The sequence below is a fragment of the Victivallis sp. genome (genome assembly GCF_048170485.1).
Taxonomy (GTDB): domain Bacteria; phylum Verrucomicrobiota; class Lentisphaeria; order Victivallales; family Victivallaceae; genus Victivallis.
On the sequence record NZ_DBEXAY010000075.1, the window covers coordinates 1 to 12943 of the forward strand.

The window sequence follows — 12943 nt, forward strand, 5'->3', positions numbered from 1 at the left end:
TCAGATGTTGTGGGACAGCATCTGACTCTGTCCGTATGCGAGGCGCTCCGGAACAGGCATATTTACCAGGATTCGCACAACTATAATCCAACTCAACGAAAAGGAAAAACCGGAAATGGGTAATTTAAAAAAACAATCAACGCAAGCTCAAACAGGAGGACAAAAATGACAATTTCAAAGATGTATGGGACGGCAGTGAATTTTTTGCATTAAAAACAGTCATATTCGCCTGGAGGCGGGTTCCAATTCAGGTATAATCCAAGAAGCAGAATTTTTTCAGTAAAGTACAAGGATATGTCTGAATGATGATTGCCCGGCCTCTTCTTCTGAAATTCACTTGTCAGGCGCTGTGCTCCTCCACTTCGCAGGGAGGCCGGAGAGGCACCCCGATTTCCCCGCTCTTCCGGTTCCGATTGCATCAGGGGCGAAATCCACGCCGACCGTCCCCGGGCCGGACAGTTATGAACTCCGGCTCGCACTCCAGGCCTCGCCGTGCAGGAGGACGGCAGCCGCTATGAACTCCGGGAACAGGACCGGTGCGGGGATTTCACCATCTACTCTACCGCAGGAAATTCTGCTGACGCTCCGGTTGCAAAAGGGTATCAACCGTTTCGTCGGCCGGGTCGCCTCCGGCAGTGACGGCTGGCGTTTCTGGTGCGAAATGATGCAGCTGTAACCGGAATGCGGCACGCGGGAAAACTCATTCACCGCGTGCTCTGTTCCGGCGGCGTTTCCAGAGGCTTCCCAGAAGCGCGATGAACAGCAATCCGCCCGCAACCCCGTAAAGGTATTCCGGCCGCAGTCCGAAGGAAGCTCTTCCGGCGGCCGCAGAGCCGGGCGCGACGACGGGAGCCGGCGGCGGCGGGAGTTCGCTCCCGCGCTTTGCTCCGATGCCGGTCAGGTATGCGACCAGGTTCCGGTGGTTGTTCTGCTCCGCCACATCGAGAACGGTTCTGCCGCCGTGATCGCGCAAGTCGCTCTTCGCTCCACGCTCGATCAGATGGCGGACGATCGACACCGGCGTGCCGCTGCGCGCCATGAAATGCAGTGCCGTCTCCCCTCCGTGGTTCTGCCGATTGAGATCGATGCCCGGATATTCCGTGAAGATCTGGTAGACCGCCAGCGGCGCACGCACCTGCGGCAGGTACATAAGGCAGACGTCGCCGTCGTTGTCCCCCAGATTGGGATCGGCGCCGTACTTCAACAGCATCCGGATCGCCTTTCTCTGCTTCCAGGTTGCGGCGAGGTGAAGCGCGGTGTGACCGCTGCGGTTCTTCTGCTCGATGGGAACTCCCAGTTTGAGCAGCGCTTCGACCATCTCGGCATTGCCGAACCGGGCGGCGACGTGGAGCGGCGCATACCCGTACTCCGGATCGGGCCGGTTCAACGGATCCCCCGCCTCATGAAGCACCTGAAGCAACCGGGGATTTTTCCCGTCCTGCACAATGTTGTAGGCGAACTCGCCCGGATAGTTCTCATGCGCCGCGAAACGGTAGCCGAAACGGACCATCTCCATCGCCACATCCGGCCGGTCAGATTTGCCAGCGACCGCAAACGCGCTCAGAATCTTCCCCCTGTTGCCGCAGTACTCCTGCGGGGAACGATTCAGCCGCCAGCGGGCGTAAAAATCGATCAGAAACTCCCGCTCCTCAACAGAAAGCGACTTCTCACGGATGATCTCCGCCAGCTTCCGGAAGGTTTCCGCATCCGCCTGCCGGGCGAGCAGGCGGCGCTCCAGCGCGCGCAGCGGTTCGGCGAATTTCCCGGTGAAGAGTTTCAACCGCAGCATCTGGTCGTCGAACCAGGGCGTACCGATCTCTTCGGCAAAAAAAGGACGCCACTGCCAGCGGCCGCTCTTGGCGAATTTCTTCGCCCCGCCATACTCCTTCAACGTGGCGGCGGCGTCATCGTAACGCAACTCCGCCATCTCGCGGCTGAAGCGGTGGAAGAGGAAGTTGTTCCACCCGGAGGTGCCCGCCGCCCGTTTGCCGTACTCGTCGAACAGCCGGTTGGAACGCTTCCGGATCTCCGGATTGAGATAGACGTTCTGCCAGCCGATGCCGGGGTAGCCCCAGGCGATCTCGGCGAGACACTGGTAGCCCATCGCCGGAATCGCCAGTTCCCGCCGGGGGCAGTCCATCGCCTCGATGGCGAGCTGTCGGATCAACTCGTGCGAACCGCCCCAGCGCGGCAGAATTCCCCAGAGGATATTGCTGAATCCCGCGCTGTTTTCCGGGTCGTACCAGACCAGTTTTCTGAATGCGTCGATCATCGCCTCCTGATTGGATTCGCCCATCTCCACAGAGATCAGCTGAATGTAGGGATTCACCCGCTCCGGATGGAGCTTCAGCGCGGCGTGAAAATGCTCCCGGGCCGCGCGCAGATTCTTGTGAAAGCCCTTCCACCCCTCCTCCGTCACGGTGTTGGCCCAGCCGCCGCCGCGGCTCTCCCACGCCCAGGCGATGGCGGCGCGCCCCTGCACCATTTCGCGGAACCAGGGGTCGATCTTGTCGCCGAAGGGTTTCAGGCGATTTTCCAGCTCGCCCCAGTAACGGGAACCGCAGCTGCTCTCACGGGAGAGGTGATTGTAGAACCACTGGTAGCAGCACCTGCCGCGCCACTTGCCGGAAAATACGGCCGCTTCGATCTCCGAGACAATCCGGCGGCCGTAACGCTCGAATTCCGGCGTGTTATCCCCCCCAGCCGCTCCGGCAGAACTGCAGCAGAAGAACCCGGCCCAGAAACGACCCCGGCAAAATCCGGGGCAGCTGAGACAGCGCCTTCCGCGCCGCGTCGAACTGGCTGGAACGGTAAAGCCGGGTGATGCGCGCCGCCTCCGCCCAGGGGGTGGTGCGAGGGGTGGACTCCACCTCCTCCGGCTTGAGCGGCGGCAGGTTGCCGCGGTAGTAGTAGTCGAAGAAGGTGCAGATATCGGCATGATCGCCTGTCGGGAACTCCTCCAGAAACAGCTGTTCGTAGGCATCGACCCGGGCCTGGGTCTCCTCGGCGCTGGTCTTGCGGTTCTTCCAGTTGCGGTAGATTCCGGCGAAGGGGTTGTTTCTCTCCGGAAGCGGATTCTCCTCCGGCGGCGGAAGTTGCGCAAGCTGTTCCTCCGAGAGAAAGCGCCGCCGCATCGGCACATCGACGCTGCGGAAGAAGTTGCAAAGTTCCTCCTCCGGCGCGCTGCGGAAGCGGTTCCGGAGAATCGTCTCCACCTCGGGATACTTCTGACTCAGTGCGAGCAGCGACCAGTGGGCGGCAAAGGCGGTAAGGTTGATGTTCTCTTTCTTCCCTTTCGGAATTCGGGAGAGGGCGAGATTCAGGACATCGAAGACATACTCCTCCTTCCCGGAGGCGAAGTACGCTCCCCAGGCAAAATCGGGATCGACGGTAGCGAGCTTCCTGATCTCCTCCATTGAGGGCAGCCGCGCCGGCAGTTCCGGGCCGAACAGCGAACGCACCTTCTCCGCCTGCGCGGGAACGGCGGCGGAAGCGACAGGAAGCAGATATCTCTTCAGCAGAGGATTCCGGAATGTTCCGACGATGTCGAGCCACCCCGCCACCCGGTCGGGATTGGCGCGGCAGAGTTCGAAGAAGAAGCCGGCGATGGGGGGGTATGCGTGCTGATTGAGCGCAGCCGCATCGATTTCGCGCAGCAGGGCGGGAATCGACTCCGGCGCCGGATTCCGATGGTAGGTCTCCAGCTTCTCGCCCGGGGAACTGCTTTCCTCCTCCTTTGCGTACACAGCCGGAACGAAAACTTCCGCCGCCAGGACGGCGGCCGCGGCAATCAGGACAATCCGTTTCATGGGGCCTCCACACGTTTGCGCCGATACAGGCTGTTCCGCCGGGGATTCCCTCCCCCGCCTGTAGTATACCGTCGCACCGGAAATATTTCAACCCTCTGCCGGAAATATTTTGCCGGATTCGCTTCGCTTGACATTCCGGAACGGCTATGATATAGTACTACTTCTCAGACTCCGGTTCGGGAAGAGTGAGGAGGTTTGATATGACAACGGAAATGCAGCTCAGAAAACTGACCGCGGGGAATGACCTCGAACAGTACAACGACCTGCTGCGCTACGCCTTTCAGGTGACCGAGAAGCAGCTTCTGGATTACGGCTGGGAGAATGAAGACATCCGCCAGTCCAAGCTGCCGGTGCTGGAAAAGGCGCGCGTCGTCGGCTGGTTCGATCAGGGGAAACTGGCGTCGCAGTTCGCGGTTTATCCGCTTAAAATGAACATCTTCAACCGGATCTGCCGGGTCGGATTCATCACCAGCGTCGCCACCTATCCGGAATATACCGGGCTCGGATTGATGTCCGTCCTGATGCGGCACAGTCTCGAGGAGATGCGGGAACTCGGCGAATGCCTGGCCATTCTCTACCCCTTCTCGATTCCGCTCTACCGCCACCGGGGGTGGGAGATCATTTCGGATAAGATGTCCTTCCGGATCAAGGACAGTCAGCTGCCGCACAAAATCCGTGCCGGCGGCTGGGTCCGCCGTGTCGAGACCAACCATCCTGATCTCAAGCGGCTCCACAACATCTTCGCCGCCCAGACGCACGGCTGTCTGCTGCGCAACGAACTTGCGTGGGAGGAGTACTGGCGCTGGGATATCGAAGACACCACCATCGCCATCTACTACGACGACAACGCCGCGCCGACCGGATACATGGTCTATTTCATCAAAGACAACGTCATGCACATCAAAGAGATGATCTATCTCGACACCAATGCGTGGATGGGGTTGTGGAAATACATCAGCGCTCATGAATCCATGGTTGACGAGGTCGTCGGCAACAACTACTCCAACGAGTCCATCGCCTTCTGGCTGGAGGACAGCGACATCCGGGAGACGATCCGCCCCTACATCATGGGCCGGATTGTCGATGTGGTGCAGTTCATGGAGCAGTACCGTTTCACGAACTTCCAGGGCGGCGAGGAGTTCACCCTGCGGGTGCGGGATCCGTTTCTGGAATGGAACAATCAGCCGTTCACGGTGCGGATCGATTCCGACGGTTCGGTCAGCGCCGCCCCCGGAGAATCCAGCCGGCCGGTCGAGCTGGACATCGGCACCCTGACCGCGCTGCTGCTCAGCTACAAATCCCCCTCCAGCCTGTTCCGGAAGGGAAGGATCAAAACCGACCCGGAAACGCTGAACCTGCTGGAGCGATTGATCATCAAGGAGAAAGCCTACATCTCCGACTACATCTGACCCGGCGGAACGGCCGGCCGAGTCAGCGGGGCAGCAGCGGGACCAGTTTTGAAAACACCCGCAGCGCGTTCTGATAGAACACTTCGTCGTGGTGGTCCGCCGGAATCAGGCTCTTCACCACCTCGATGTAGTTCTCCAGATTGACCAGCGGCCAGTCCGAGCCGTACATCAGTTTGCCGTAGTCGGAGAGGTAGGCGATCCAGGTCCGGATGTGCTCGAGGTAGCCGCGGTAGTGATCGAAAAACTCCCGCGGCTCAAACTTCCCGACCGCCAGCCCGGAGAGGTCGATGAAGACATTCGGATTCTTCGCCGCCACTTCGGTCGCGTCGACGATCCACGGATTGCCGTAGTGCGCCATCACGAACCGCACCCGCGGGAACTCCACCGCGACCTCATCCACCGTCAGCGGATGGGCGTACTTGAGAATTCCATTCGACGAAGCGGTGTCGCCGGTATGGATCACCACCGGCACATCGTACTTCTCCGCAAGTTCGTAGAACGGATGGTGAATCGGGTCCGCGAGATAACAGCGGTTGTAGCCGGGGTAGAGCTTGATGCCGACGCACTGCTTCATCTGCAGCATCGGTTCGAAGAGCGCCGCGGAACGGCGGGCGTTCTCCGGCGTCAGCGTCCGGCTCTCCACCCCGCAGCAGAAGGCGATGAACTCCGGCTGTCCGTAGCGGACCGGGTCAAACGGGCCGCCGAGATCGACCGCCCGCGGCACGCTCAATCCGTCGACGTCGCCGCCGCGCCCGGCCCCCATCGCCACCGCCATGACGATTCCCAGCCGCTCGAACTCCCGGCGCAGATGTTCCGCGGAGTTCTCGTGTCCGGCCTTCCACGCCGTCTCCCGGAATCCCTCGTGGTCGGTGAAATGAATGTGCACATCGATGATTTTCATGGCAATCAGCTCCTTCTCTTTGCACGCCTTCGGCGCACAGCCGTCACCGCGGGTCCTCGGGGAGGTTCCCCCGGGTCGCGGCGGCGACCGCCAGTTCGTCGCACCGGTTGTTCTCCGCATTCGAGGCGTGCCCGCGCACCCAGACGAACTTCAGCCGGTGCGGCACCATCGCCGCCTCCAGCCGCCGCCAGAGATCGACGTTCAACACCGGCTGTTTGTCGGCCTTGATCCAGCCCCGGCGCTTCCAGTTGGCGAGCCACCGCTTTGAGACGGCGTCCACGAGATAGCGGGAATCCGAATAGAGGGTGATCTCGCACGGTTCGATCAGCTGCTCCAGCGCGGCGATCGCGGCGAAGATCTCCATCCGGTTGTTGGTCGTCTCCCGGAACCCTCCGGAAATCTCCTTCCGGTGCCGCCGGTATTTGAGCACCGCGCCGTATCCGCCCGGACCGGGATTCCCCCGGCAGGCGCCGTCGGTGTAAATTTCAATCTGCTTCACGATCTCTCATTCCTGTTTCGCATGTTGCGCGGCGCGTCTCCGGCGTGGAATCACGTTGCAAGGCTCCCAGCCGCCGGGGTAGAGGCGGCCGAGACGGATTCCGACCGATTCGGCCAGTTCCGCGCAGTTCGAGCAGTTCCGCTCCCGCAACATGGCGAGAAACGCCCGTGCCGCCGCTTCGGCGTCCTCCCGCGCGTCGTGGTGGAGAAAGCGGTGGCCGATGTGCGCCGCCACCGTGTCGAGCCGGTGGTTGGGCAGCTCCGGCCACACCCGGCGGGCGCTCTTGCAGGTGCAGAAAAAGTCGAGCGTCGGATAGTCGAATCCGTACAGTTCCAGCCCTCTCCGGAGCACGCCGATATCGAACGCCGCGTTATGGGCAAGGATCGTCGCCCCCTCCAGCCGGGGCGCGAGCTTCGGCCAGAGATCTCCCCATTCGGGGGCCTCGCGCACCATCGCCGGGGTGATGTGGTGAACCGCGATGTTGAAGCTGCTGAACCAGTTGCATGCGCGCGGCGGCCGCACCAGCGTCCCGCGGGAACACAGCTGCCCGTCCTCCCCGAGAAACGTCAGCCCCACCGCGCAGATGCTGCCGGGATCGGCGTTGGCGGTTTCAAAATCCAGTGCGACGACCATATTTCATACTCCTTCGCCGATAATATACCGCAAAGGAGCGTTTTTTTCCATTGGGAACCAGAGCTGAAACGAGGAATTTCCACCGGATGAATCAGGCTGGACACACTGGCTCGAAACGATCCCGTCGGCAGGTTCCCCCGGAAACGAAACATCCATCGTCTCCCACCAGTTTTCCACCATTGTTGATGTCGTATCGTCTCTTTGATTTTCAATGGTGTTTGATAAATTTTTTGCGCCCCGGAGAAAGTCGCCGAGAGGAATGCATCGGCGATTTTCGCATGTTTCCCGATTGAACTTTCCAGCCGCAAACGATATATTATAGGGAGTACGGATTGCCGCTTCTGTGCAATTTGAGCGGTCGTTTCCGCTGTTTCATCTACTGGGTATTGCAGGAATTTTATATCATGTCGGAAAAACGGGCAGTTGTTTTGTTGAGCGGCGGACTCGACTCCGCCACCGTGCTGGCGATCGCCAGGGCGGAGGGATTCTCCTGTTACGCATTGAGCTTCGATTACGGACAGCGCCACCGCTGTGAGTTGACTGCGGCCGCAAACGTCGCCCGCAGTCTCGGCGCGGCGCTCCACCACACGGTCCGGATCGACCTCCGGCTCTGGGGCGGCTCGGCGCTGACCGACGACGCGATTCCGGTGCCGGACGCGGAGGAGTCGAAGGGAATTCCGATCACCTACGTGCCCGCCCGGAATCTGATCTTCCTCTCCTTCGCCACCGCGTGGGCGGAGGTGCTCGGCGCACGCGACATCTTCATCGGCGTCAACAGCGTGGACTATTCGGGCTATCCGGACTGCCGGCCGAAGTTCATCGAGTCCTTCGCCGAAACCGCCCGCCTCGGCACCTGCGCCGTCGACGAAGGGTGGCGCTATTCGATCAACGCTCCGCTCCAGAATTTGAGCAAGGCGGAAATCATCCGGCGCGGCACCGCGCTCGGCGTGGACTACGCCTTGACCACCAGCTGCTACAATCCGGATGCAGAAGGGCGCTCCTGCGGCAAATGCGCGAGCTGTGCGCTTCGGATCGCCGGATTTCGTGAAGCGGGCGTCCCCGATCCGACCCGTTACAGCAGCAATTAAAAACTGTCGCTCTCACGCACCATCCGCCGGTACCGGTTGAAAATCGAGGCCTTGGCGATGAATCCGTGGAAGGTTCCGGAGGCGTCGCAGACCGGCAGATAGGCGAGATTGTGTTTTTCGAAGTTCGCCATCGCCCAGGCGAGATCGTCGTCGGGCGAGACGATTCCGAGCGGCGGCTCCATCAGGTCAAACACCACCAGGAGGCTGTACACCTTGGGGTTGAGCATCACCGCAAGGATCTTCTCCAGATGGACCACCCCGATCAGCTTGCCGTTGTCGTCGAGCACCGGGAAAATCTCCTCCGGAGTCCGCTCGACCAGCCCGGTCACCTTCTGCAGCGGATCGTTGAGTTTGAGCACGTGGTAGTCGCGCGACAACAGCAGCCGCACCGGCAGCCGGCGCAGCATGGTGCGGTCGCGGTCGTCGTCGAGCAGGTTGTTTTCCACCAGCGCCTTCCGGTAGATGGAGTTCGGCTCGAAGAAGCGCGCCACGAACCACGACACCGACGAGACGATCATCAACGGCACCAGCAGAATGTAACCGCCGGTCACTTCGGCGATGAGGAAGATTCCTGTCAGCGGCGCGCGCATCACCGCGGTGAAGACGCCGCACATGCCGACCGCGACGAAGTTGTACTCCTGCAACTGAATCACGCCGGTCAGGTTGACCAGCCGCGCGAAGGCGAATCCGGTGAAGGCGCCGATGAACATCGACGGCGCGAAGATGCCGCCGTCGCCGCCGGCATCCACCGTCAGCACCGAGGCGATCACCTTGCCAAGAATCACCACCGCGACCAGAATCACCAGCAATGCAGACTGAGAAGGAATCCAGCCGAGCAGCGGAGCGGAGGCGACCAGCCCCGCCATATCGCCGGTGAAGAGCTTCTCAATGTAGAGGTACCCCTGCCCGCGCAGCAGCGGGAACATCAGCAGGATGAGGCAGAGCACACTGCCGCCGGCAAAGAGCCGCAGCCACGGATTGCGGAAGCGGCTCTTGAGCTGGGCGGAGGTGAAGTAAGCGGCCTTGATGACGTAGACGCCGACCAGTGCGCAGAAAATGCCGCAGAGGAAGTAGCAGGGGATGGCGTTCGCCTGCCACGGGGCATTGATCGCGAGGAAGAACTGGTTGTCGCCGATGATCTGGCGCGACACCACCGTGGCGACCGCGCTGGACATGATCATCGGAATCAGCGCCGATACACTGAACTCCGGCAGCAGCACCTCGGCGGCGAACAGGACCCCGGCGATGGGGCTGTCGAAGATGGCGGAGATGGCGGCGGCGGAACCGCAACCGACCAGCAGACTGCGGTGGCGGCGGTCGATGTGGAGAAATCCGGCGCTGTTCGCGCCGATGGCGGCGCCGGTGAGGACGCTAGGGGCCTCCAATCCGGCGGAGCCGCCGAGGCCGACCGAAAGGGCGCTCGAGAGCATATGGTTGAAGAGTTCGACCACCGGGATGCCGGTCCGCCGCCGGTTCAGTGCGAGGATGAGCGGACTCAGACTTTTCGCATATCGCGGTCCGCCCAGATAGCGCTGAACGAGGAAGGAGAGCAGCATACCCGCCAGCGGCAGAACAAGGAGAATGCCGAGCCAGCCGAGGCCGTGGTTGTCATGCGGAGTACCGGCGAGCCAGATGCCGAACGCTTCGAGCCGGGTCACCAGCGTATGGAGCAGAGCGGCAGCAAACGCGGCGGCGCCGCCGATCAGAATTGCCAGCAGAATGATGAGGCTCCGCTCGCCCCAGCGGGTCTGCCAGAACCGGACAGCCCGCAGAATGAACCGGCGATGAAGCCGGAGCAGAAATTTTTTCATCGCTCTCCTGTGTTACCGTGAATCCTATAATATACCACAAAAGAGCCTTCAATGCCAGTTCCGGCGGAAAATTCCTGGAGCGAGGGGACGTCCACCAGCAACATCAGAACAGCCAAGTCGGCTACTACCGTATCCGCTTCTCATTTTCGAAACGGAATAACCGGTCGATAAAACCGGGGCGCCGCTCACGCTTCCCGGGCGGGCGGCGCATACATGGCACCGGGGCAAGAGTCATTCTCCGCATGTGCCCTGTGCCTGTTTGCAAGACGCCAGTCGTCCGCAACAGTCCTTCGACGAAGTTTTCGAACCCGGCACGAGCCTCCGTCATGCGTCTCGTGCCGGCGGAAGCGTCTGCTGGCTTTTCCGGAATGCGCGCGGCGATGTACCGTGGACACGCCGGAATGCATGCGAAAACGCCAGCGGATCGCCGTAGCCGACCCGTTCCGCAATTTGGCCGATGCGCAGCGTGCTGTTTCGCAGAAGTTCCGCGGCGGTTTGCATTCTCAGACCGGTCAGATAGGCGCGGGGCGTCGTCCCGAGATGGCTGCGGAACAAGCGTTCCAGTGTGCCGGCAGTCGTGTTAAGGCGCCGGACAATATCGGAAATATCCTCTTCTCCCGCAATATTGAGGGTGAGAAAACGCCGGGCACGCTCGAAAAGCAAAGATTCCCCATGCGGCACGGAACGCGCTATCAGGTTGAGCAGCTGGTATCCGATGCCGCAGATCTCCGGCTCCGAACCGGGGACCCTGTTTTTCAACAGCGGAATTAATTTGCGGATCTGCACAAGAATTTCTTCGGTGTTTTCAATGAGGATTTTTTCCGGCTCGATCAAACGAAAAGCGGAGAAGATTGCGTGAACCAGTTCTCCCGTGAAGGTGCAGCTGGCTTTGTGACAGAAACCGCACTTTCCGGTCTGCAGCGAAGAGTCATTGCCGGCGACCAGCACGGTCGCTTCGCCGGCCGTCAGAAGCAGCGAAGTATCGCCTTTGACCACCCGCAATTCCCCCTCCAGTACAAATTCAAAGGCGTAGTGCGGGTAATTGATGTGACGGCAGGAAAAGTCCTTGTCAAACACACCGTCCTGCGCCATTGCGGGCCAGAGGGGATATGTACTGTGATACGGCTCGAGCCACGTATTCGCCTGGCGGCCGGCCACGACTTCGGTCTCTCCCGAGTCATGTTTTATGTGATATTGAATTCCCATATTGCATAAAATACCCTTTTTTCTGACAATTGCAATATTATAAACATGTTTTTGTTTATTATAAACATATTTTTGCGGATTTCAATGTTCCTTTTTCCGGAAAGTTGGTGTATAATATTTATAAAGAAACGATCCCGCGAATCAAAAAAAATTGCAGAGAGAGTATTTTCTGCACAAACAACAGGAGCGACCATGAATAAGAATTCAGCGATGCATGAAAGCTGCAGCTTCCGGCGGACAAGATGTTTTACTCTGATAGAACTTTTAGTGAGGACCACTTGTTAAATATACATTTAATATAAATATAATATATCAGGGTACCTCTATTTATTCAAGGATAAATTGAGATACGGCTGGCAAAAAAAGGAACCTCGGAGTATATACAGTTATGAACAATATTGGAGGCGCACATGCTGAACGGACTTTTTGATATATACAATCGTCTGGAGTATCTGACGGAGAACGGTGATATACTGCCGAATCTGAAAAGACTTGTCCCGTGGGAAGATTTTCGCGGAGAACTTGAGGTCATATACGATCATGAACGCAAAAGCAATGCCGGACGCAGACCGTTCGATGTCGTGATGATGTTCAAGATTCTGATTCTGCAATCTCTGTATAATTTGAGCGATGATGAGATGGAATATCAGATCATGGATCGCTTGAGCTTTATGCGTTTTCTCGGACTTGACCTCGACAGTCGCGTTCCGGATGCAAAAACGATTTGGCTGTTCCGCTCAAAACTGGAAGAACATAAACTCACCCGGAAACTGTTTGACAAGTTCAATGCCTTCCTTGCCGAATCCGGTTTTGTGGCTCGCAAGGGACAAATCGTTGATGCGACAATTGTTCGCGTGCCGACTCAGCGTAACACCAGAGAAGAAAATGAGGCTATCAAGGCAGGAAATCCGCCAGTTGAAAACTGGAGTGACGCAAAGAAATGTCAGAAAGACACGGATGCCCGTTGGACGCAGAAACGAGGCAAGAATTATTTCGGTTATAAGAATCATATTGAGGTCGATGTTCAGCACAAGATCATCCGGGATTACAAGATTACGAATGCCGCTGTTCACGACAGCAAAGTGTTTGAGGACATTCTTGATGAAAAGAATACCAGCCGGGATGTTTATGCGGACAGCGCTTATCGTTCCGCAGAGCATGAGGCTGATCTGAAGCAGAGAAAATTCCGTCCGCACCTACAAAGAAAAGGTTGTAAAGGACATCAGTTGACCTCACGGGAGAAGCGGGGAAACCTTACCAGAGCCCGTATTCGTTCGCGGATAGAACATGTCTTCGGAGCCATACACCAGCGAGCCGGAGATGTAATTCTGCGAACAATCGGAATCAGCATGGCAGAAGTGAAACTTGGATTACGCAACATCGCATACAACATGGACAGATTCTGCACTTTGATGCTGCAGAATGCATAAAACGGAGGTTTTTATAGAAAAATTAAACAAAACGTCGGCTTTTTCGGTCGTGGAGACTTGAAAAAGAGAAGTCAGAAAACTAAATGGCAACTCTGAAAAATCCCATTCGGAGATTTTCAGACATGAATAAACGGAATTCCTTTCAAAAAACTATTGA

11 protein-coding genes are annotated in these 12943 nt (G+C 58.6%); 4 read left to right on the plus strand and 7 right to left on the minus strand.

Features of this window, described 5'->3' with window-relative positions; genetic code table 11:
- Positions 1-514 precede the first annotated feature (514 nt).
- Complete coding sequence (locus tag ACMLHG_RS04110; RefSeq protein WP_417169654.1) at positions 515-676, plus strand: hypothetical protein; 162 nt, start codon at positions 515-517, stop codon at positions 674-676.
- Between the two features lie 24 nt (positions 677-700).
- Here ACMLHG_RS04110 and ACMLHG_RS04115 read toward each other — a convergent pair whose 3' ends face one another.
- Both ACMLHG_RS04115 and ACMLHG_RS04120 read right to left on the minus strand, forming a co-directional pair.
- Positions 701-2485 (minus strand): ankyrin repeat domain-containing protein, encoded by a 1785-nt coding sequence (locus ACMLHG_RS04115; RefSeq protein ID WP_417169661.1) that lies wholly within the window; start codon positions 2483-2485, stop codon positions 701-703.
- Positions 2486-2690: 205 nt separating this feature from the next.
- Positions 2691-3809 carry a hypothetical protein gene (locus tag ACMLHG_RS04120; RefSeq protein WP_417169655.1) on the minus strand — a complete coding sequence of 373 codons (1119 nt, stop codon included), beginning with the start codon at positions 3807-3809 and terminating at the stop codon, positions 2691-2693.
- A gap of 200 nt (positions 3810-4009) precedes the next feature.
- On the opposite strand from ACMLHG_RS04120, the gene ACMLHG_RS04125 reads away from it, so the two are divergent.
- Positions 4010-5218: a GNAT family N-acetyltransferase gene (locus ACMLHG_RS04125; protein WP_417169656.1), complete on the plus strand. Its 1209-nt coding sequence runs from the start codon at positions 4010-4012 to the stop codon at positions 5216-5218.
- 22 nt (positions 5219-5240) lie between these two features.
- Here ACMLHG_RS04125 and ACMLHG_RS04130 read toward each other — a convergent pair whose 3' ends face one another.
- The 3 genes from ACMLHG_RS04130 to ACMLHG_RS04140 are packed head-to-tail and all read right to left on the minus strand — an operon-like array spanning position 5241 to position 7251.
- The gene (locus ACMLHG_RS04130) at positions 5241-6119 is read right to left on the minus strand and encodes an amidohydrolase family protein (RefSeq protein ID WP_417169657.1); all 879 of its coding nucleotides are present in this window, start codon (positions 6117-6119) and stop codon (positions 5241-5243) included.
- Between the two features lie 43 nt (positions 6120-6162).
- Positions 6163-6621 carry a ribonuclease HI gene (gene rnhA / locus ACMLHG_RS04135; protein ID WP_417169662.1) on the minus strand — a complete coding sequence of 153 codons (459 nt, stop codon included), beginning with the start codon at positions 6619-6621 and terminating at the stop codon, positions 6163-6165.
- A 3-nt stretch (positions 6622-6624) separates the two neighbouring features.
- Positions 6625-7251, minus strand: a complete 627-nt coding sequence (locus ACMLHG_RS04140) for a 3'-5' exonuclease (RefSeq protein ID WP_294434100.1) — start codon at positions 7249-7251, stop codon at positions 6625-6627.
- A gap of 404 nt (positions 7252-7655) precedes the next feature.
- Between ACMLHG_RS04140 and queC the strand changes: the two genes are divergently transcribed.
- The gene (gene queC / locus ACMLHG_RS04145; RefSeq protein WP_417169658.1) at positions 7656-8339 is read left to right on the plus strand and encodes a 7-cyano-7-deazaguanine synthase QueC; all 684 of its coding nucleotides are present in this window, start codon (positions 7656-7658) and stop codon (positions 8337-8339) included.
- On the opposite strand, the gene ACMLHG_RS04150 is transcribed toward queC, so the two are convergent.
- Positions 8336-10150: a chloride channel protein gene (locus ACMLHG_RS04150; RefSeq protein ID WP_295806974.1), complete on the minus strand. Its 1815-nt coding sequence runs from the start codon at positions 10148-10150 to the stop codon at positions 8336-8338. The two genes, queC and ACMLHG_RS04150, sit on opposite strands and share 4 nt — an antisense overlap.
- Positions 10151-10474: 324 nt before the next feature.
- A complete protein-coding gene (locus ACMLHG_RS04155) occupies positions 10475-11308 on the minus strand; it encodes a helix-turn-helix domain-containing protein (protein ID WP_417169659.1) in 834 nt (277 codons plus the stop codon).
- 458 nt (positions 11309-11766) lie between these two features.
- Here ACMLHG_RS04155 and ACMLHG_RS04160 point away from each other — a divergent pair, with 458 nt between their 5' ends.
- Complete coding sequence (locus ACMLHG_RS04160) at positions 11767-12786, plus strand: IS5 family transposase (protein ID WP_417169660.1); 1020 nt, start codon at positions 11767-11769, stop codon at positions 12784-12786.
- Positions 12787-12943 lie beyond the last annotated feature (157 nt).

Coding starts and splice junctions, on each gene's coding strand:
- ACMLHG_RS04115 (WP_417169661.1), bottom strand. CDS start 2,485: ATGGTGCAGGGGCGCGCCGCCATCGCCTGGGCGTGGGAGAGCCGCGGC.
- ACMLHG_RS04120 (WP_417169655.1), bottom strand. CDS start 3,809: ATGAAACGGATTGTCCTGATTGCCGCGGCCGCCGTCCTGGCGGCGGAA.
- ACMLHG_RS04150 (WP_295806974.1), bottom strand. CDS start 10,150: ATGAAAAAATTTCTGCTCCGGCTTCATCGCCGGTTCATTCTGCGGGCT.
- queC (WP_417169658.1), top strand. CDS start 7,656: ATGTCGGAAAAACGGGCAGTTGTTTTGTTGAGCGGCGGACTCGACTCC.
- ACMLHG_RS04160 (WP_417169660.1), top strand. CDS start 11,767: ATGCTGAACGGACTTTTTGATATATACAATCGTCTGGAGTATCTGACG.
- ACMLHG_RS04130 (WP_417169657.1), bottom strand. CDS start 6,119: ATGAAAATCATCGATGTGCACATTCATTTCACCGACCACGAGGGATTC.
- ACMLHG_RS04110 (WP_417169654.1), top strand. CDS start 515: ATGAACTCCGGGAACAGGACCGGTGCGGGGATTTCACCATCTACTCTA.
- ACMLHG_RS04125 (WP_417169656.1), top strand. CDS start 4,010: ATGACAACGGAAATGCAGCTCAGAAAACTGACCGCGGGGAATGACCTC.
- ACMLHG_RS04140 (WP_294434100.1), bottom strand. CDS start 7,251: ATGGTCGTCGCACTGGATTTTGAAACCGCCAACGCCGATCCCGGCAGC.